At 62.7% G+C, this 18,531-nt stretch carries 17 protein-coding genes; 8 read left to right on the top strand and 9 right to left on the bottom strand.

All coding sequences use genetic code 11. From position 1 onward, the window contains the following. The first annotated feature begins 22 nt into the window (after nucleotides 1-22). On the top strand, nucleotides 23-337 hold the full coding sequence (locus PP4_RS24500) for a hypothetical protein (RefSeq protein WP_016501796.1): 315 nt from the start codon (nucleotides 23-25) through the stop codon (nucleotides 335-337). A 136-nt stretch (nucleotides 338-473) separates the two neighbouring features. Continuing rightward, complete coding sequence (locus PP4_RS24495; RefSeq protein ID WP_016501795.1) at nucleotides 474-1,235, top strand: YdcF family protein; 762 nt, start codon at nucleotides 474-476, stop codon at nucleotides 1,233-1,235. Nucleotides 1,236-1,364: 129 nt separating this feature from the next. Here the strand turns inward: PP4_RS24495 and lnt are convergent, their stop codons facing one another. From lnt to PP4_RS24475, 4 genes are read right to left on the bottom strand one after another with little or no spacing between them, the layout of a single operon-like run. Further along, nucleotides 1,365-2,882 carry an apolipoprotein N-acyltransferase gene (gene lnt / locus PP4_RS24490; RefSeq protein WP_016501794.1) on the bottom strand — a complete coding sequence of 506 codons (1,518 nt, stop codon included), beginning with the start codon at nucleotides 2,880-2,882 and terminating at the stop codon, nucleotides 1,365-1,367. An 8-nt stretch (nucleotides 2,883-2,890) separates the two neighbouring features. Continuing rightward, the gene (locus tag PP4_RS24485; RefSeq protein WP_016501793.1) at nucleotides 2,891-3,730 is read right to left on the bottom strand and encodes an HlyC/CorC family transporter; all 840 of its coding nucleotides are present in this window, start codon (nucleotides 3,728-3,730) and stop codon (nucleotides 2,891-2,893) included. Nucleotides 3,731-3,755: 25 nt separating this feature from the next. Further along, a complete protein-coding gene (gene ybeY / locus PP4_RS24480) occupies nucleotides 3,756-4,229 on the bottom strand; it encodes an rRNA maturation RNase YbeY (protein WP_016501792.1) in 474 nt (157 codons plus the stop codon). Continuing rightward, the gene (locus PP4_RS24475; RefSeq protein WP_016501791.1) at nucleotides 4,222-5,220 is read right to left on the bottom strand and encodes a PhoH family protein; all 999 of its coding nucleotides are present in this window, start codon (nucleotides 5,218-5,220) and stop codon (nucleotides 4,222-4,224) included. Before PP4_RS24475 ends, ybeY begins: the two co-directional genes overlap by 8 nt. 232 nt (nucleotides 5,221-5,452) lie before the next feature. Here PP4_RS24475 and PP4_RS24470 point away from each other — a divergent pair, with 232 nt between their 5' ends. Continuing rightward, complete coding sequence (locus PP4_RS24470) at nucleotides 5,453-5,779, top strand: DUF1820 family protein (RefSeq protein WP_041167902.1); 327 nt, start codon at nucleotides 5,453-5,455, stop codon at nucleotides 5,777-5,779. Between the two features lie 3 nt (nucleotides 5,780-5,782). Here the strand turns inward: PP4_RS24470 and PP4_RS24465 are convergent, their stop codons facing one another. The 4 genes from PP4_RS24465 to PP4_RS24450 form a co-directional block, all read right to left on the bottom strand. Continuing rightward, on the bottom strand, nucleotides 5,783-6,328 hold the full coding sequence (locus tag PP4_RS24465) for a tetratricopeptide repeat protein (RefSeq protein WP_016489345.1): 546 nt from the start codon (nucleotides 6,326-6,328) through the stop codon (nucleotides 5,783-5,785). Nucleotides 6,329-6,614: 286 nt separating this feature from the next. Further along, the gene (hemL, locus tag PP4_RS24460; protein WP_016501789.1) at nucleotides 6,615-7,898 is read right to left on the bottom strand and encodes a glutamate-1-semialdehyde 2,1-aminomutase; all 1,284 of its coding nucleotides are present in this window, start codon (nucleotides 7,896-7,898) and stop codon (nucleotides 6,615-6,617) included. Between the two features lie 17 nt (nucleotides 7,899-7,915). Continuing rightward, on the bottom strand, nucleotides 7,916-8,539 hold the full coding sequence (thiE, locus tag PP4_RS24455) for a thiamine phosphate synthase (RefSeq protein ID WP_016501788.1): 624 nt from the start codon (nucleotides 8,537-8,539) through the stop codon (nucleotides 7,916-7,918). 13 nt (nucleotides 8,540-8,552) lie between these two features. Next, entirely contained in the window at nucleotides 8,553-9,350 is a 798-nt protein-coding gene (locus PP4_RS24450; protein WP_016501787.1) for a hydroxymethylpyrimidine/phosphomethylpyrimidine kinase, read from the bottom strand. 265 nt (nucleotides 9,351-9,615) lie between these two features. On the opposite strand from PP4_RS24450, the gene PP4_RS24445 reads away from it, so the two are divergent. Both PP4_RS24445 and PP4_RS24440 read left to right on the top strand, forming a co-directional pair. Continuing rightward, nucleotides 9,616-11,604 (top strand): sensor histidine kinase, encoded by a 1,989-nt coding sequence (locus PP4_RS24445; protein ID WP_016501786.1) that lies wholly within the window; start codon nucleotides 9,616-9,618, stop codon nucleotides 11,602-11,604. Nucleotides 11,605-12,060: 456 nt separating this feature from the next. Next, on the top strand, nucleotides 12,061-12,321 hold the full coding sequence (locus tag PP4_RS24440) for a DUF3077 domain-containing protein (RefSeq protein WP_016501785.1): 261 nt from the start codon (nucleotides 12,061-12,063) through the stop codon (nucleotides 12,319-12,321). A gap of 495 nt (nucleotides 12,322-12,816) precedes the next feature. On the opposite strand, the gene PP4_RS24435 is transcribed toward PP4_RS24440, so the two are convergent. Continuing rightward, the gene (locus PP4_RS24435; protein ID WP_041168144.1) at nucleotides 12,817-14,217 is read right to left on the bottom strand and encodes a PAAR domain-containing protein; all 1,401 of its coding nucleotides are present in this window, start codon (nucleotides 14,215-14,217) and stop codon (nucleotides 12,817-12,819) included. A gap of 272 nt (nucleotides 14,218-14,489) precedes the next feature. Between PP4_RS24435 and PP4_RS24430 the strand changes: the two genes are divergently transcribed. The 3 genes from PP4_RS24430 (at nucleotide 14,490) to PP4_RS24420 (ending at nucleotide 18,430) form a co-directional block, all read left to right on the top strand. Then, nucleotides 14,490-16,142, top strand: coding sequence for an acyl-CoA dehydrogenase family protein (locus PP4_RS24430; protein ID WP_016501783.1), 1,653 nt, complete (start codon nucleotides 14,490-14,492; stop codon nucleotides 16,140-16,142). A gap of 134 nt (nucleotides 16,143-16,276) precedes the next feature. Then, a complete protein-coding gene (gene amn, locus PP4_RS24425) occupies nucleotides 16,277-17,791 on the top strand; it encodes an AMP nucleosidase (protein WP_217436105.1) in 1,515 nt (504 codons plus the stop codon). Nucleotides 17,792-17,797: 6 nt separating this feature from the next. Beyond that, nucleotides 17,798-18,430: a pseudouridine synthase gene (locus PP4_RS24420; RefSeq protein ID WP_016501781.1), complete on the top strand. Its 633-nt coding sequence runs from the start codon at nucleotides 17,798-17,800 to the stop codon at nucleotides 18,428-18,430. The last annotated feature ends 101 nt before the right edge of the window (nucleotides 18,431-18,531 follow it).

Raw genomic sequence — 18,531 nt, 5'->3', positions numbered from 1 at the left:
TTATCTTCAATGAGGTGAACGGATGGGAGAGACGCAGCTACCCGCAATCAAGCCGGAGCTTTACGAACGTCTGATCGACCGGCTTGGCCTGGCGCTGGAAACCGCCAGGACCTCGGTGCGATTGCGCGACGAGATGCCGGCCGAGCTGGAATTGCGCGGCCTGAGCCACGCAGAGTTCGAAGTGATCAAGGCCTACCTGGAATCGCTCCCGGTGCGCCAGAGTGCCTGTGCCGGCAGTTACCCACAAGCGGAGCCGGCATCGGCCAAGATCATCTGGCTCAAGGACAAGAAACGCCCCGCCAATACGGCGAGATCCAGGACGCTGCCACATCGCTAGCCGTTCAGGATGCCAGCCGCAGGCCATCGCGCGCCGGTTCTTCAATATCACACAGCTCACGATTGGCGCCGGTCGCACCCTTGTTGACCGGCGCCGATCCTTTTAGGCTGCACCCCTTGCCAAGGAGGTGTGGCCGATGCCGATCCGATTCTTCATCAAACAATGGCTGATGCCGCCGGGCATCCTGTTCCTGCTGCTGCTCGCGGCGTGGTGGCTGCGTGCGCGGCGGCCACGGTTGGCGGCGCTGTGCTTTGCCGTGGGACTGGGTGGCCTGTGGCTGATGAGCCTGCCGCTGGTGGTGCAGGAAACCGCCCGTGTGCTGGAAAGCGAGCCGCCGTTGGCCGTGAGCGACTGGGCCGGCCTGGCGAGCCGGGCGGATGCGATCGTGGTGCTGGGGGCCGGACGTGAGCGGGGCGACCCGGCCTGGGGCGGTAGCGACCAGCCTACGGCCACGGCGCTGGAGCGCATGCGCTTTGCCGCGCGGCTGGCCAAGGCCTCAGGTTTGCCGGTGCTGACCAGTGGTGGGCTGCACTATGGCACGCCGCCGAGCGAGGCGCGGTTGATGGCGGATCGGCTACGCGAGGACTTTGCGGTCGAGGTGAAGTGGCGCGAAGAGGCCAGCCGCACGACCTGGGAAAATGCCCAGCTCACGGCCAAGGTGCTGCAACCGTTGGGGATTCGCCGCGTAGTGGTGGTGACCCAGGCCTGGCACATGCAGCGCTCGCGCTGGAGCTTTGAACAGGCGGGGTTCGAGGTGGTGCCGGCGCCGGTGGGGTTCTTGGGGCGCGATCATGCGCGGCCTTTTGCCGGGTTGCTGCCGGAGAGCCGGGCGATGTGGCAGAGCGGGCAGTTGCTCAATGAAGTGGTGGGGTTGGTGGGGTATCGGGTCTTTTATTGAACCTTGTGCTGCCTGTGACGGCCTCTTCGCGGGCTTGCCCGCTCCCACAGAATTAGCGCAGCCTTCGAGGCGTGTGCAGTCCCTGTGGGAGCGGGCAAGCCCGCGAAGAGGCCGGCACAGGCAGCATCATCAGACGGTTTTGGCTATGCGCCCCGCCAGCAACGCCCAGCCCAGCAGCAGCGCACACACAATCGCCAGCGGCCACGAGCGCCATTTCAGATAAGGCGTCAATTGCTGCATCGGCACCACTTCGCCATACAGCACCGCCTGCTCGAACTGCGGCACTTGCGTGGTAATGCGGCCAAACGGGTCGATAAGGGCCGTCACGCCGTTGTTGGTGGCGCGGATCATCCAGCGGCCGGCTTCCAGGGCGCGCATCTGTGCCATCTGCAAGTGCTGCAAAGGACCGATCGATTTGCCGAACCAGGTGTCGTTGCTGATGGTCAGCAGCAGGTCGCTGCGTGCGGCCAGGCCTGCGGCAAACTCGGGGTAGACCACTTCGTAGCAGATGTACGGCGCAATCTGATAGCCCTTGGCCTGCAGCAGCGGCTGATCTTCCGGCCCGCGGGCGAAGTCGGACATGGGCAGGTTGAAGAACTCGATCATCCCTCGCAGCATGTCCTGCAGCGGCACGTATTCACCAAACGGCACCAGTTTCTGCTTGAGGTAGGTGCCATCGCCTTCACCGGCGACGGTGATGCCGTTGTAGTAGCGGCGCTGATGATGCACCACTTCACGCACCGGCACGCCGGTGATCAGCGCCGAATGCCTCTCGGCAGCGAAGCGCCCCATCACGTCGATGTAGCCCTGTGCCTGGTCCTTGAGCACCGGCACTGCGGTTTCTGGCCAGATCAGCAGGTCCACAGGTTTGGAGCTGAAGCTCAGGTCACGATACAGCGCCAGCTGCGCGTCGATGTGCGCCGGGTCCCATTTCAGGTCCTGCTCGACGTTGCCTTGAATGGCTGCCACTTTCAGCGGGTCACCTGCCGGTTTGGTCCAGGCATGGCCCTTGAGCGCCAGGCCCAGTACCCACGGGGCCAGCAACAGCAAGCAGGCCACGGCAAGAAACGAGGGGCGGGCGCGCAAGCGGTGCAGGTTGCACAGCAGGGCCGCAGTGAGCGCCAGGGTGAAGGAAACCAGCCATACGCCGCCCAGTGGTGCCAGCCCGGCCAATGGGCCATCCAGCTGGCTGTAGCCGGCATAAAGCCAAGGGAAACCGGTCAGGAACCAGCCGCGGAAGGCCTCTTGCAGCAGCCAGAGGGCGGCGAAGCACAAGGCGTCGGCCAGTGGCGCTTCATTGCGCCTCAGCCAGCGTGCCCACAGCCAGGTGGGCAGGGCAAAGAACCAGGCCAGGGCGGCGAAGAACGCCAACAGCAGCAGGATCGCCAGCAGCGGCGAGGCGCCGCCGTAGGTGTTCATGCTGACGTAGATCCACCAGGTGCCGGCGCCATACAGGCCGAAACCGAACCACCAGCCCCGCCACATGGCCTGGCGCGGGGTGAGCTCGCGCAGGCCAAGGTAGAGCACGGCGATGGACAATATGGCCAGCGGCCAGATGTCGAACGGCGCCAGGGCCAGAAGGGTGGAAGCACCGGCCGCCAGGGCCAGCAGGTTACCGGGCCAGCCGGGGCGGGTGATCCAACGCATGTTTGTCCTTAACGGGTGATCGGGGTCAGGCGCAGCAAGTGTATCCGCCGGCTGTCGGCGTTGAGAATACGGAACTTGTAGGACCCGATCTCGGTGGTTTCGTTGCGCTTGGGAAGGTGGCCAAAGGCGCTCATCACCAGCCCGCCAACCGTGTCGAACTCGTCATCGGAGAACTGGCTGTCGAAGAACTCGTTGAAGTTCTCGATCGGGGTAAGCGCCTTGACCAGGAAGTCGCCGCTTGGCAGCGGCTTGATGTAGCTGTCTTCCTCGACGTCGTGCTCGTCTTCGATGTCGCCGACAATCTGTTCCAGCACGTCTTCGATGGTGACCAGGCCCGCCACGCCGCCATATTCGTCGATGACGATGGCCATGTGGTTATGGTTGGCGCGGAACTCGCGCAGCAACACGTTCAGGCGCTTGGACTCGGGCACGAAGGTGGCCGGGCGCAGCAGGTCCTTGATATTGAAGCTGTCGCCGTTCTCCTTGAGGATCAGCGGCAGCAGGTCTTTGGCAAGCAGGATCCCGAGCACATCGTCGTGGCTTTCGCCGATCACCGGGTAGCGCGAGTGCGCGGCGTCTATCACCGCTGGCAGAAACTCGCGAGGCGACTGGCCGGCCTTGATGCTGTTCATCTGCGAGCGCGGCACCATGATGTCTCGCACCTGCAGGTCGGCGACCTGGATGGCGCCTTCGACGATGGTCAGCGCTTCGCTGTCCAGCAGTTTATTCTGATGGGCTTCGCGCAGCAGCTCAAGGAGCTCCTGGCGGTTTTTCGGCTCATGGGCAAAAGCCTGGGTCAGTTTGCCCAGCCAGGACTTTTGCCCGTTGCTCGATCGATCTTCGCTCATGGCGGTTCTCGTGATCCTTCGTGTTTCAGTGTGTGATTGAGTCGGTTTCATCGTCGGCATACGGGTCGGGGTGACCCAGTTCTGCCAGCAATTCCCGTTCCAGGCTTTCCATTTCTTCGGCTTCCTCATCATCGATGTGGTCGTAGCCGAGCAGGTGCAGGCAACCGTGAATGACCAGGTGCGCCCAGTGGGCTTCGAGCGACTTGCCTTGTTCGGCCGCTTCGCGCTCGACCACCTGGACGCAGATCACCAGGTCCCCCAGCAGCGGAATATCGAGCAGTTCGTCGGGCACATCGGCCGGGAACGACAGCACATTGGTCGCGTAGTCTTTGTGCCGGTAGGTGTGGTTCAGCTCACGGCCTTCGGCTTCGTCGACCAGGCGAATGGTCATTTCCGAGTCGGCGCTGCGCTGGCGCAGGGCCAGCTCGCACCAGCGGCGGAAGGCGGCGTCATCCGGGGCGGCAGCGTCCGTGGCCCGTTGGATATCAAGTTCAAGCATCTTTGCCGGGCGCCTCGGGCTTGGCCTGGCGGGCTTCGAAGCGGTCGTAGGCTTCGACAATACGCTGCACCAGTGGGTGACGAACCACATCTTTGGGTTGGAAGTGGGTAAAACTGATGCCCGGAACGTCCTTCAGCACCTCGATGACGTGTGCCAGGCCTGACTTGGTGCCACGTGGCAGGTCGACCTGGGTGATGTCGCCGGTAATCACCGCGGTGGAGCCGAAACCGATGCGGGTGAGGAACATTTTCATCTGTTCCAGCGTGGTGTTCTGGCTTTCGTCGAGGATGATGAAGCTGTTGTTCAGGGTACGGCCACGCATGTAGGCCAGCGGGGCGATCTCGATCACCTGGCGCTCGATCAGCTTGGCAACGTGTTCGAAGCCGAGCATTTCGTACAGGGCGTCGTACAGCGGGCGCAGGTACGGGTCGATCTTCTGTGCCAGGTCACCGGGCAGGAAACCAAGCTTTTCGCCTGCCTCGACCGCAGGGCGCACCAGCAGGATACGGCGCACCTGTTCGCGCTCCAGCGCATCCACGGCACAGGCCACGGCAAGGTAGGTCTTGCCGGTACCGGCCGGGCCGACGCCGAAGTTGATGTCGTTGGCCAGTATTTCCTTCACGTAGCGCTGCTGGTTGAGCCCGCGCGGGCGGATGTTGCCCTTGCGCGTACGCAGCGACACGCTGACCTCGTTGACGGCCGGGTTGTCGATGTTTTCGACAGCCGACTCCTGCAGGTACAGGTGCACGGTTTCCGGCGACAGGTCGGTGGCCTTGGTCTCGCGGTAGAGACGGCGCAGCAACTGTTCGGCCGCAGAGGTGGTCTTGGGTTCGCCGATCAGTTCGAACTGATTGCCGCGGTTGCGGATTTCGATGGCCAGGCGCTGTTCGATCAGGCGCAAGTGCTCGTCGAACTGCCCGCACAAGTTGGCGAAACGGTGGGCCTCGAAGGGCTCGAGGATGAAACGATGGGGTTCTATGGGTGCGTTCAAGGTCGTTTTTAGCCGCTCGACGGCAATGGGTGTGAACTCAAGAATAACCCTTGAATGCCAGTGGCGAAAGCACTGAAACGTTCAACGGTATGTACTGCCTGTTCCGGCCTCTTCGCGGGTGAACCCGCTCCCACAGGTTGTGTGCATGACCTGTGGGAGCGGGTTCACCCGCGAAGAGGCCGGAGCAGGTATCATGCCTGCCTTTTCTTACGCATGTGTTATCCCTCCCATCATGAGCAAACGCGAACCTGCCATCTATAAAGTGATCTTCCTCAACCAGGGGCAGGTCTTCGAGATGTATGCCAAGCAGATCTACCAGAGCGACCTGTGGGGCTTCCTGGAAATCGAGGAGTTCGTGTTCGGCGAGCGCTCGCAACTGGTGGTGGATCCGAGCGAGGAGAAGCTGAAGAACCAGTTCGAGGGGGTGATCCGCAGTTTCGTGCCGATGCACTCGATCGTGCGCATCGACGAAGTGGAGCGGCTGGGCACGGCAAAGATCAGCGAAGCCAAGGGCGGCGGCAATGTGATGCCGTTCCCGATGCCAATGCCGGAAAAGTAACCGTCAGGGGAGTGGCGAGAACGGCGTGCGCCCTTCGGCGTTCTGCAGTTCCAGCAGGTATTTGCGGAAGATCTGGCCGAGCACCTGGGTGGCATGCTCCAGTTCGTCGCGGGGCATTTGCTCGGTGACTTCGTCGGCCATGTCCAGTGCATCTTCGGCGCCGTTGACCGCGGCCATCTTCAGCAGGATGTAGGCCTGCACGTTGTTGGCCTTGACCCCTTCGCCATGGAAGAACATGGCACCCAGACGGTACTGGGCGTCGGCCTGGCCTTGCAGCGAAGCCTTCTGGAACCAGTCCAGGGCTTTGTCGAGGTTTTTCGGCGTTTGCGTGTAGTAGTACTCGCCCAGTTCGAATTGCGCCTGGGCATCCCCCGCGGTAGCCGTCTGCTCGCAGGCCTTGAGGGCGTTTGCCAGGTCTTCAGGCTGAACATTCAAGGTGCAGCGGCCCGTCGCCGGAATCAGCAACGAGTTACCGCCCTCCGCCAAGGCCAGCAGGGGCTGAAGAAGCAACAGGCAGCCCAGGGTCAGGGCGCGGCCGGTGCGGTTCATGGGGATCGACTTACCTCTGCAAAGCTGCGGCCAATGTCTCTGGTGGCACATTATGGGATAAGCAGCGCCAACCTTACAAAGTTTTACTCGAATTTCTGCTTGGTTGGGGAAGTCAGCTGATTGTGCATGCGTAATTATTGCCTGTACCGGCCTCTGTGGGAGCGGCCTTGTGTCGCGATAGGGCTGCGCAGCAGCCCCAGAATTCCAGCAGAAATGCATCGATTGCCGGGGCCGCTTTGCGGCCCTATCGCGACACAAGGCCGCTCCCACAAAGGGGAGTAGCTGCTTATTTCAGGGCGGCAAAGGCCTTCTCAGCCGCGTCCAGGGTGATCTGCAGCTCCTTGTCGCCGTGGGCGATGGAGGTGAAGCCGGCCTCGAACGCGCTCGGTGCCAGGTACACGCCGCCTTCCAGCATCAGGTGGAAGAAGCGCTTGAAGCGTTCGGCATCGCTGCTCATCACGTCTTCGAAGGTGACGATGTCGTCGGCGCCGCTGAAGTACAGGCCGAACATGGCACCGGCCTGGGTGGTGACGAACGGTATGCCAGCGGCATCGGCACGTTGCTGCAGGCCATCGAGCATGCGGCTTGTGTAGTCGGTCAGCTCGGCGTGGAAGCCCGGGCGGCTGATCAGCTTCAGGGTGGTCAGGCCAGCGGCCATGGCCAGCGGGTTGCCCGACAGGGTGCCGGCCTGGTAAACCGGGCCGAGCGGGGCGATGCAGCCCATGATTTCGCGCTTGCCGCCGAAGCAACCGACCGGCATGCCGCCACCGACGATCTTGCCGAAGGTGGACAGGTCCGGCTTGATGCCGTAGTGGCCCTGGGCGCCGCCCAGCGAGACGCGGAAGCCGGTCATCACTTCGTCGAAGATCAGCACCACGCCGTGTTTGTCGCACTGCTCGCGCAGGCCTTCAAGGAAGCCCGGCGCCGGTGGGACGCAGTTCATGTTGCCGGCTACGGGCTCGACGATGATGCAGGCCACGGTCTGGCCGACGTCTGCCAGGGTTTTCTCGACCGCGGCGATGTCGTTGAACGGCAGGGTCAGGGTGTGCTTGGCGAAGTCTGCCGGCACGCCGGCCGAGCTTGGCACGCCCTGGGTCAGCAGGCCGGAACCGGCTTTTACCAGCAGGCTGTCGGAGTGGCCGTGGTAGCAGCCTTCGAACTTGATGATGGCGTCACGGCCGGTGTAGCCACGGGCCAGGCGGATGGCGCTCATGGTGGCTTCGGTGCCCGAGCTGACCATGCGCACCATTTCCATGGACGGCACCAGCGAGCAGACCAGGTCGGCCATATCGGTTTCCATGGCGGTCGGTGCGCCGTAGGACAGGCCGTGCTCCAGCTGCTTGCGTACCGAGTCCAGTACGTCCGGGTGGCCGTGGCCGAGGATCATCGGGCCCCAGGAGCCGACGTAGTCGACATAGCGCTTGTCGTCTTCGTCAACGACGTAGGCGCCTTCGGCATGCTTGAAGAACAGCGGCGTGCCGCCCACGCTTTTGAAAGCGCGCACTGGCGAGTTGACGCCGCCGGGGATGTGCTTCTGGGCTTTGGCGAACAGGTCTTCGGAACGGGACATGAAAGGCTCTCTCGAAATCAGGATGCGAACAAGGCATTGAAGGCGCGGGCGCGGCGGGTAACTTCCTGCGCGCTGTCGGCACCGAACAGGCCATGGATCACCGCCAGCAGGTCGGCGCCGTGGGCGACCAGCGGGGCGGCGTTGTCGAGGGTGATGCCGCCGATCACGGCAATCGGCAGTTTCACCTGGGCACGCGCCTGCTCCAGCAGTTCGACGTTGGCGGCGGGCGCGCCCGGCTTGGTAACGGAATTGAAGAAGCGGCCAAAGGCGACGTAGCTGGCGCCTTCGCTGGCGGCCTGGGCGGCCAGGTCGAGGCTGGCGTGGCAGGTGGAACCGATGATCGCCCGGCGGCCGAGCAGGGCGCGGGCCGGGGTTAGCGGGCCGTCGGTCTGGCCCAGGTGTACACCGACGCCCAGGCGTGCGGCCAGTTCGGCGTCGTCGTTGATCAGCAGCTGGGTGCCGTAGCGCTCGCAGAGCTTCATCAGCCCTTCTGCTTCACGCAGGCGGCGCGCCGCGTCGTCACTTTTGTCGCGGTACTGCAGCAGGCACACGCCGCCTTCCAGTGCCGCCTCGACATGGGACAGGAACCGGCCGGCGAGCAGCTGGCTGTCGGTGATTGCATACAGACCGCGTAGCTTCATTGAAAGCCTCGTATCAGGAACAGAAGTCCAGGGGCAGGCGGCGCGGCACGTACTGGCCCCTGCCCAGCTGCTCGGCGTCACGCAGGGTGCGCCAGGTGTAGTCCAGGGCGCTGCGCACGGCGCTTTCCAGCTGCTCGCCGAGGGCCAGGCGGCCAGCCAGGGCGCTGGCCAGGGTGCAGCCCGAGCCATGGTAGCTGCCCGGCAGGCGGTGGCAGGTCCAGGTGTGGAGCTGGCCGTCCTGGGTGTACAGGCGGTTGTGAATTTCGTCTTCGTCGCCGTGACCGCCGGTAATCAGCAGGTGTCTACAGAACGGCAGCAGCTTTTCGGCACATTCGTCGGCGGTGCCTTCGGGCAGTTCGGCGAGGATGCGGGCTTCAGGCAGGTTCGGCGTGGCGATGGTCGCCAGCGGCAGCAGGCGTTCGCGCAGGGCGTAGCCCACTTCGTCCTTGCCCAGGCGGCCACCGCCGCCGGCACGCAGCACCGGGTCGCAGACCAGCGGCAGGTGCGGGTGGGCGGCCAGCAGTTCGGCGACGGTGTCGACCATCTCGATCGAACCGAGCATGCCCAGCTTGACGGCGGCCACCGTGGAGTCGGCCAGCACGGCATTGGCCTGGGCCAGTACCCACTCGCGGTCGAGCACGCGGAAGTCGGAAACGTTGACGGTATCCTGCACGGTCAGGGCGGTCACTGCGGGTGCAGCGTGACAGCCTTGGGCGATCAGGGCTTCGATATCTGCCTGCAGGCCGGCGCCGCCACTGGGGTCGTGGCCGGAGAGACAGAGGACAACGGGGCGGGAGCTGTAGGTATTCATGGTCGGCGAGCTTACCACCAAACCTGTTTGGGCGGATCGTCCGACAAACGACTTTTACTGATCGATCGGTCAGATTCTAATTGTCTGATCTTCTGAAAGTATTGATTTAGAGCCTTTTCTTTGGTTTTTGATATGGCCGATTGCCAGGTTGCGAAGCTATGCTAGAGTGCTCGGATAACTCGACAAACGGGTTCTGCTGGATCACGTCGTCTCAAACGGATGGGAGGCTACCGCGACGCGACCGGACAGGCCATGCTGGGGCTGTATGCGCTATTTGCTGATTGTGCTTCTGGGCTTGCTGCCCGTGCTGGCCGGAGCGGTCGATTTCGACGACGCTACCCGGCATCTTCCATTGGGCAAGGCCATGCAGGTTTACGAAGACCTCGATGGCAGTGCCAGCATCGCCCAGGTCAGTGCCCCCGGGTTTGCCAAATTCTTCCGCCCCCACCATGAAGACGTGCTGAACGCCGGTTACTCCACCTCGGTGTTCTGGCTCAAGGTCGAGCTGCGCCCCGTTGCCCCGCCCGGCGCTGCCCCGCGGCAGTGGCTGCTGGAGCTGGCCTATCCGCCGCTGGACCACCTCGAGCTGTACTTGCCTGACGGTAGCGGCGTATACCGCCTGGCGCAGCGCACCGGCGATGCCTTGCCCTACGACAGCCGGCAGATACGGCAGAACAACTACCTGTTCAAGTTGCAGTTGCCCCCTGGCAAGGTGACCACCGCCTACCTGCGGCTGCACAGCCAGGGTTCGGTACAAGCGCCGCTGGCGCTGTGGTCCCCTGAAGCCTACCTGGAAGAGCAGCCCACGCGCCTGTATGTGCTGGGGATCATCTACGGCGTGTTACTGGTGATGCTGGTGTACAACCTGTTCATCTACCTCAGCGTGCGCGACGTCAGCTACCTCTACTACATCCTCTATATCGCCTCGTTCGGTTTCTACCAGGTATCGGTGAACGGTGCAGGCGTGGCCTACTTCTGGCCGGACAGCCCCTGGTGGGCGAACGCCTCGACGCCGCTGTTCATCGGTGCGGCGGGCCTGTTCGGCTGCCAGTTCGCCCGGCACTTCCTGCAACTGGGCAACATCAGCCGTGGTTTCGACCGGCTGCTGCAGCTATTGATGCTGGGCGGCGCGCTGGTCATGGTAATGGCGGTGAGCATGCCCTACGGCATTGCCCTGCGCATGGCCACGCTACTGGCGTTGCTGTTCACCGTGAGCATCTTCAGCGCCGGCTTGTACGCCTGGTGGCGTGGCTTGCGCGTGGCGCGCTGGTTCATCATCGCCTGGACGGCGTTCCTGCTTGGCGGGCTGGTCAACACCCTGATGGTGCTGGGCCACCTGCCAAATGTGTTCATCACCATGTATGCCAGCCAGCTCGGTTCGGCGCTGGAGGTAGCATTGCTGTCGCTGGCGCTGGCCGACCGTATCAACAGCCTGCGTGAGCAACAGGCGCAGACCTTGCGCGAGACAGGGCGCACGTTGGAGCAGCTGAACCTGCAACTTGCCAGGAGCAACCGCCTGAAGGACGAGTTTCTGGCCAGCGTGACCCATGAGCTGCGCACCCCGATGAATGGCGTGATCGGCTCGCTGGAGCTGATGCACACCCTGCCGATGGAAGCCGAAATGGCCCAGTACCACCGCACGGCGGTGGGGTCGGCGCAAGGCATGATGGACATGGTCGACGCCATTCTTACCCTGTCCGAGCTGCAGGCAGGCCGCCTGCGCGCGCAGCCGGCGCCGTTCAGCCTGCGCGCACTGCTGCATGGCTTGCGCGCTGGTTACGCAGGGCAGTCCCTGCGCAAAGGCTTGTACCTCAGCCTGGACATACCGGCCGACCTGCCGGACGGGCTGCTGGGTGACGGGAAGAAGCTGGCCCAGTGCCTGGGCTGCCTGGTGGACAACGGTTTGAAGTTCACCCATCAGGGCGGAGTAATGATCCAGGTGCGCGGCCGCCGGTTGGGGCCGGGCGACCTGGCCTTGACCTTTACCGTCAGTGATAGCGGTATCGGCTTCGATGACCTGGAGCAGTCGACCCTGTACCAGCGGTTCTTCCAGGTCGACGGTTCGATGACCCGGCGGTATGGCGGCCTGGGGATTGGTTTGTCGATCTGCCGGCAGATGGGGGAGTTGCTGGGGGCCAGGTTGGCGCATGAATCGACGCGCGGGTTGGGGAGTCGGTTCGAGTTGAGTTTGAACGTGGCGATTTCGCAGGTGCAGATGACTCCGAATATCCAACAGACGAGGCGTTCGCTGTAGGTTTTTATTGGGGCTGCTTTGCAGCCCTTCGCGGGCTCGCCCGCTCCCACAAGGATCGCGCACAGCTTGGGCTGAGCACAAAACCAGTGGGAGCGGGCGTGCCTGCGAAGGGCCGCAAAGCGGCCCCAAGAGATTCATTGGCTACGATGATTTCAGACTCTTCCTACGGCTCGGGGCTGGTAACTCCACCCTCCTGCGAAATACCCTACAACCTCTGTCGACACGCGTCTGATTGTTCCTGCAAATCCCGCCCTCTAGGCTTTGCCTGTCGCTGACGGTTCAGCGATCGGGTGTGGAAACCTGGCAGTACATATGGTGCTTGTTGTCATGACAGCTGTACGCGGGAGGCTTTCGCCTACCGGGTTTGCCATATGCCTGGATTTCCACTCCGTGTGCAGCTGTCACCCCAATGTGTGGAAACTGACGGGTGGCACATAACGATATGGTGCCCAATCGATGACCGACGAAACCAAAACCACCCCAGGCGTAACCTATTTCTACCAAGGCGAAGGCCAAACCCATCCGCTGTTCCGCATAGCCGAAGGCATCCCCTGCCGCAGCGCCCGCGAGCAGGCCTCCGAGTTGATGGGCTATGCACGGGACTTGTCGCTGACCGGTTTGATGGATGGCGACCAGCAAATGATGTGGGCATCGCATTACTTCGCAGCCATGGCCAAGGCGCTGCTGGATGATGCCGAGCTGGGCTTGATGCGCTGACTTTTGTATTGGCTGTACCGGCCCTTTCGCGGGTGAACCCGCTCCCACAGGAATTGTGCATAGATTGAAAGATGCGGTATCACTGTGGGAATCGGTGCCCCGCGATGAGTCCTCAAGCAAGGCGGCTATATCAAAAAGTAGTTGATGGTCAGCCAGGTGAATCCAATGGTGTTTGCCCAGGATGCGATAACCAATTTCGCTCTCAAGTTTCTGGGTAGTTGATCGTAGTCTCGAGCATCCAGTATGCCTCTGCGGATGCTGGACTTAGGGAATGTAATGGTGCCAGTGATCATGAAAATCACCAAAAGTCTCGAGCGTATATGTTCTTCACCCCAGAGAGCTACGGAATAGGAAAGGCATTTGCTCCGGGAGAGTGATTTGGTCATGCTTGCATATTGGCGAGAGCAGGCTATTTGAATATCTATTGCGAGTGATAGAAGGCCCAGGCAGAATGGTGAGGCCAATATGAGTAGCCGTAATTTGATGTCCAGATGATCAATCATCTTGAATGGCCTCAAAAATGACCTCGCCTAATTTTTCGCCACTTCCCATGCCTAGGAGGCTTCCGGCCAATGCTCCTGCGCCAGTAATCACTACTCCGCACACCAATCCATTGGCTCCGGCTTTCCAGCAAACCTTCGTGGCGGCTTTGCTTCCTATTTTGCCGCCTAGCCAGCCCCCAGCTAGTCCACCAGAAAAATTTCCTGCCTCAGTGACTTTGATCTTTTGGCAGGATTTAACATTGCCTGCTTGGCAAACTTCGGAGATTTTTACCGCCGAACTAGCGCCGCCAACAGTAATGGCAACAGATCCTCCAGCTTTAAGGTATTTAGCCATCTTGGCCAGTTTCTTTAGATGTGTCGAATAACCAGGGATGTGGCTCGGAGCCCCTGCTTTACTCCAGTGGTGTACTAAGCTTCTTGATGATATACCTAAATCCCTGCGGAGGTTTTCATAATTTCCAAGGTTGAGGCGTTTGTTTAAAACGGTTGCTTTTAAGTTTGCACTTAGTTGTGTGAACAGTTTTTGGCGTTCCGCAAAGAACTCAGGGTGCCTAAGATGCCCATGCTTGATGAATTGATCTTTATGCAGGTCTTCAATTTTTCTTAGTATCTCGCTGAGTTCATCCAGCGACCTGCCAACCATCGCCTCACTTACCCCCATCGCCAGGCTCACATCGCTGAGCAAACCGGCAATCTCGGCCTGATGGCGCATCATGAACTCGGCCTCTTCTGGCGTCAGGCTCGCCAACGCTTCCCGCGCCTGCTTCGCCGCACTCATTGCAGTCAGTTCTTCACGCGTGCACACCGGCCGCCGCAAACCGTCGCCGATAACAAAGATCTCACCTGCCTTGAACCCTCGCTGATAGGTCGGGTTCAGTCGTTCCAGAATCGAGCTAGGCAGGTTGGCCTGCGGCGCGCCGAGTTCTGCCAAGACTTCCTGATACGTCACGCAGCGCGGAACAATGTAGAAGCCAGGCTCCATGCCCTGCGCTGTTTTTGAGGGCTGATGTGCCCGAGGTTGATAGCTGCTGCTTACTTGGTTACTCGCTTGGGCCTGTGGTGGTGCCTCATGAACAGGCTCAGGTGCAGGCGCCCTGCGCGACGCCGCAGGGGCGTGTCCACTTGCAACCAGGCGATTGCTGCCCGATGGGCACCCGCATTGCACCAGCGCTCCATCCAGAGCAGTGGGTATGTCGTCCTGCCGCCAGCGGGATTCGCCCTCGATGATGGTGCCCGCTTGTCCACAGAGCGGGCAGGGTGTGGTCGGGTCGCCTTGAAGCAGCCAGTTGCGGCCATGCACGCGGCCCCTGGCCCGGCTGGCAATGCAGATAGCGCCTGTGGTGGTTTGGTCGCCCTCAAGGCCCTGGTATCGGCCAAAGATGTTCATGCGCATGCTCATGGCTTGCCTCTTTTTTGAGGATGAAAGCCAGGAACCTAGCAGCCTCTAGACGGGTATTTTCGGGGCAGGGAGGCTTTAGGAAAGGACCTACAGGGGATAGAGAATTGGACTACAAACCTTCCAGGGTGGCACCGCCTGTCAGCCCTGATGCCTCCCAAGGCATGCGCCGCCCCCACCACACGTTTAGTCATTAATGCCCCTTTGACTCCCCCGCAAGCAGTGCTTCACTGGGTCTCTCAAGCCTACCCGGATCCAGGAGCCCCCCGATGAACCTGCACCAGTACGCTGAAACCCACGAAGTCACCAACCAGCCGCCGCCTCTCGACGGTGCCAACCTGTACCGCCTCGACCTGCCTTTGCAGGAATGGTCACGGCGTTTCGGCGCGGGCTGGGCCGAGTCGCGGATAGATGCCTACGGCGCCCTGGCGGGCGGCCCGCTGATGCAGGCAGGTTTCCTGGCCAACGCGCACAAGCCGGAGTTCATCAGCCACGACCGCTATGGCCATCGCATCGACCTGGTCGAGTTCCACCCGGCCTACCACGAGCTGATGCGTACCGCCGTCGAACACGGCCTGCCTTCTTTGCCATGGGCCGAACCCCGCGCTGGCGCCCATGTGGCACGCGCGTCGATGACTTACATGCACAGCCAGGCCGAAGCCGGTACTGGCTGCCCGCTGACCATGACCTTCGCTGCCGTGCCGGCGCTGCGCCTTCAGCCCGAGCTGGCCGAGTACTGGCTGCCGAAAATCCTTGCCTGCGAGTATGACCCGCGCAACGTCGGCGACCGGCACAAGGCCGGGGTCACCCTGGGCATGGCCATGACCGAGAAGCAGGGCGGCACCGATGTGCGCGCCAATACCACGCGGGCCTACCCGGTAGGGGCACCTGGTCCAGGCCAGCCGTATGAGCTGGTCGGGCACAAGTGGTTCTGCTCGGCACCCATGTGCGATGCCTTCCTCACGCTGGCGCAAACCGAAAAAGGCCTGAGCTGCTTCCTGCTGCCGCGCCATCGCCCGGACGACAACCGCAACCAGTTCTATATCCAGCGCCTGAAGAACAAGCTGGGCAACAGCTCCAACGCCTCCAGCGAGGTGGAGTTCCGTGGTGCGCTGGCATGGATGATTGGGGAGGAAGGGCGGGGTGTGCCGACCATCATCGAGATGGTCGCCATGACCCGTTTCGACTGCATGGTCGGCTCCAGCGCCCTGATGCGCCAGGCGCTGACCCAGGCGGCCCACCACTGCGCGCACCGCAAGGTCGGCGGCCGGTTGCTCAATGAGCAGCCGCTGATGCAGAACGTGCTGGCCGACCTTGCCCTGGAAAGCGAGGCGGCACTGGCCCTGAGCCTGCGTATGGGGCAGGCGCTGGAGCAACCCGACGACCCGCAGCAGGCGCATTTCGCCCGGCTGGTCACGGCGGTTGGCAAGTACTGGATCTGCAAACGGGCGCCGGCCATGATCAACGAGGCCGCCGAATGCCTGGGCGGTGCGGGTTATGTCGAAGACAGCATCCTGCCACGTCTGTACCGCGAGGCACCGGTCAATTCGACCTGGGAAGGCTCTGGCAACGTACAGTGCCTGGATGTGCTGCGGGCCTTGTCCAAGGAGCCGGGCGTGCTCGATGCGCTGTTCGCCGAATTGGGCGACGGGCATGGGGATCCGCGGCTGGCGGCGCATATCGGCAACCTCAAGGGGGCATTTGCCGACACCGGCGACATACAGTACCGCGCGCGGCAGCTGACCGAGGATATCGCCCTGGCGCTTCAGGCCAAGCTGTTGCTGGAGGCGGGCAACGCGGTGGTCAGCGATGCGTTTATCGGTAGCCGCCTGGCGGGTGGTGGACGGGCGTATGGGGCGCTGCCACGGGGTGTGGATGTGCAGGCATTGGTGGTCAGGGCAACACCTGCCTGGCCGAGTTGAGGTGTGTTTGAAGGCCCTATCGCCGGCAAGCCAGCTCCCACAGGTAATGCGCAATGTTCGATACCGGTGGAGGACTTGTGGGAGCTGGCTTGCCGGCGTTGAGGCCGGTACTGACCGCCGGGGATGTAATTGCCATGAAACGCAGGCAAGATGGTTCACATGCATGTCCAGACAGGAAGCACAGTGTGAGCCACGCTTTTGTAGTCGTTGATACCCCCGAACAGGCCGTCGACCGTCTGGCGGCCCTGCATGAACAGGCCACCGGGGCCCTTAGCCAGGCCCTCAAGCGTTACCTGAAGGACCGTACCGAGCCGGGCGCCGATGAGCGCGACCTGTTCCGCTACCCGGCGCTGCGCCTGACCTACTACAGCCACGGTGAGGTCGCCGCCACCACGCGGGCCTATGCCAAGGTGCAGGTGGCCGGCACCTACAGCGTCACCGTCACCCAGCCCGCTGCGTTCCGTGGCTACTTGCTGGAGCAGTTGCGCCCCCTGATGCACGACTACACCGTCACGGTAGAGGTAGGCATCAGCGAGCAGAACATTCCATACCCTTACGTAGTCGACCAGGGCGACGAACTGGCCGGCAGCGGCATTACCGCCGCGCAGCTGGCGCGGGTGTTCCCTAGCACCGACCTGTCGGCCGCCACTGACAACATCGCCGATGGCCTGTACGACTGGGACCGTGCCGAAATTTTCCCACTGGCGCTGTTCGACGCCGCGCGCGTCGACTTTTCGCTGCGCCGCCTGGTGCACTACACCGGCAGCGACTGGCGCCATGTGCAGCCATGGATCCTGCTGACCAACTACCACCGTTATGTCGACCAGTTCATCAGCCACGGTCTGGAGCAACTTCGCGACGACCCGCGCTTCGTGCGCATGGTGCTGCCAGGCAACGTGGTGATCGAAAAAGCCATGGATCACGGTGAAACCCAGGCCCTGGTCGCCAGCGTGATCTGGCACCGCTACCAGATGCCGGCCTACCATCTGATCGCCGCCGACGGCGACGGCGTGACCTTGGTCAACATTGGTGTCGGCCCTTCCAACGCCAAGAACATCACCGACCACCTGGCCGTGCTGCGCCCGCACTGCTGGCTGATGATCGGCCACTGCGGCGGCTTGCGGCAGTCGCAAACCATCGGCGACTACGTGCTGGCCCACGCCTACATGCGCCGTGACGGCATTCTCGACCGGGTGGTGCCGCCGAACATCCCCATTCCAGCCCTGGCCGAAGTGCAACTGGCCTTGCAGGAAGCGGCTGCGCAGGTTACCGGCGAACGTGGCGAACAGCTGAAGAAACGCCTGCGCACCGGCACCGTGCTGACCTACGACGACCGTAACTGGGAGCTGCGATGGGCCCAGGAACGGCCGTTGATCAACCTGTCGCGTGCCGTGGCCGTGGACATGGAAAGCGGCACTATTGCTGCTCAGGGTTACCGTTTGCGCGTGCCGTACGGCACCTTGCTGTGTGTGTCCGACAAGCCGCTGCACAGCGAGATCAAGCTGCCGGGTTCGGCCAACGCCTTCTACAACCGGGCGGTCAGCCAGCACCTGAAGATCGGCATTGCCGCCCTCGACCTGTTGCGCACCGAGCTCAACTCGCTGCACTCGCGTAAACTGCGCAGCTTCGATGAGCCGCCGTTCCGCTGAGGATCCATGTCACTGCCACCCCGTAACAAGCCGCGCCGCCCCCAGGCGCGGCCTGCCGCCGGCCCGCGTCGCCAGCCCAAGGCGTCACCGGCCGAGCCGCGCCTGATCCTGTTCAACAAACCGTTCGACGTGCTGACCCAGTTCAGCGACGGCGAAGGGCGCGCGACCCTCAAGGACTTCATCGACATCGCGGGCGTTTACCCGGCCGGGCGCTTGGACCGCGACAGTGAAGGCCTGCTGTTGCTGACCAACGATGGCGGGCTGCAGGCGCGTATTGCCGACCCCAAGCACAAGCTGGCCAAGACTTACTGGGTGCAGGTGGAAGGGGAACCGAGCGACGAGCAGTTGCAGCGCTTGCGTGATGGCGTGGAGCTGAACGATGGGCCGACCTTGCCGGCCGAGGCACGGCGCCTGGAAGAACCCGACCTGTGGCCACGCAACCCGCCGGTACGCTTTCGCAAGAGCGTGCCGACCAGCTGGCTGGAACTGGTGATTCGCGAGGGGCGTAACCGGCAAGTACGGCGGATGACGGCGGCAGTGGGGCTGCCGACCTTGCGTTTGGTGCGGGTGCGGATAGGGGGGTGGGCGCTGGATGGGCTGGAGCAGGGTTGCTGGCGCGAAGTCCCTGCCAAGCTTTAGTTCAGGTCATGGGCCTGTTCGCGGGCACGCTCCCACAGGGACGGCGCAGTACTCGAAGGCAACGCCAAATCTGTGGGAGCGGGCGTGCTCGCGAATGGGCC

It is taken from the genome of Pseudomonas putida NBRC 14164, from assembly GCF_000412675.1.
Taxonomy (GTDB): domain Bacteria; phylum Pseudomonadota; class Gammaproteobacteria; order Pseudomonadales; family Pseudomonadaceae; genus Aquipseudomonas; species Aquipseudomonas putida.
This window is presented reverse-complemented; position numbering and strand designations above follow the sequence as displayed.

Coding starts and splice junctions, on each gene's coding strand:
- PP4_RS24465 (WP_016489345.1), bottom strand. CDS start 6,328: ATGAACCGCACCGGCCGCGCCCTGACCCTGGGCTGCCTGTTGCTTCTT.
- ybeY (WP_016501792.1), bottom strand. CDS start 4,229: ATGCTTGAACTTGATATCCAACGGGCCACGGACGCTGCCGCCCCGGAT.
- hemL (WP_016501789.1), bottom strand. CDS start 7,898: ATGTCCCGTTCCGAAGACCTGTTCGCCAAAGCCCAGAAGCACATCCCC.
- thiE (WP_016501788.1), bottom strand. CDS start 8,539: ATGAAGCTACGCGGTCTGTATGCAATCACCGACAGCCAGCTGCTCGCC.
- PP4_RS24445 (WP_016501786.1), top strand. CDS start 9,616: ATGCGCTATTTGCTGATTGTGCTTCTGGGCTTGCTGCCCGTGCTGGCC.
- PP4_RS24450 (WP_016501787.1), bottom strand. CDS start 9,350: ATGAATACCTACAGCTCCCGCCCCGTTGTCCTCTGTCTCTCCGGCCAC.
- PP4_RS24500 (WP_016501796.1), top strand. CDS start 23: ATGGGAGAGACGCAGCTACCCGCAATCAAGCCGGAGCTTTACGAACGT.
- PP4_RS24485 (WP_016501793.1), bottom strand. CDS start 3,730: ATGAGCGAAGATCGATCGAGCAACGGGCAAAAGTCCTGGCTGGGCAAA.
- PP4_RS24430 (WP_016501783.1), top strand. CDS start 14,490: ATGAACCTGCACCAGTACGCTGAAACCCACGAAGTCACCAACCAGCCG.
- PP4_RS24420 (WP_016501781.1), top strand. CDS start 17,798: ATGTCACTGCCACCCCGTAACAAGCCGCGCCGCCCCCAGGCGCGGCCT.
- PP4_RS24440 (WP_016501785.1), top strand. CDS start 12,061: ATGACCGACGAAACCAAAACCACCCCAGGCGTAACCTATTTCTACCAA.
- PP4_RS24495 (WP_016501795.1), top strand. CDS start 474: ATGCCGATCCGATTCTTCATCAAACAATGGCTGATGCCGCCGGGCATC.
- lnt (WP_016501794.1), bottom strand. CDS start 2,882: ATGCGTTGGATCACCCGCCCCGGCTGGCCCGGTAACCTGCTGGCCCTG.
- amn (WP_217436105.1), top strand. CDS start 16,277: ATGAAACGCAGGCAAGATGGTTCACATGCATGTCCAGACAGGAAGCAC.
- PP4_RS24435 (WP_041168144.1), bottom strand. CDS start 14,217: ATGCGCATGAACATCTTTGGCCGATACCAGGGCCTTGAGGGCGACCAA.
- PP4_RS24470 (WP_041167902.1), top strand. CDS start 5,453: ATGAGCAAACGCGAACCTGCCATCTATAAAGTGATCTTCCTCAACCAG.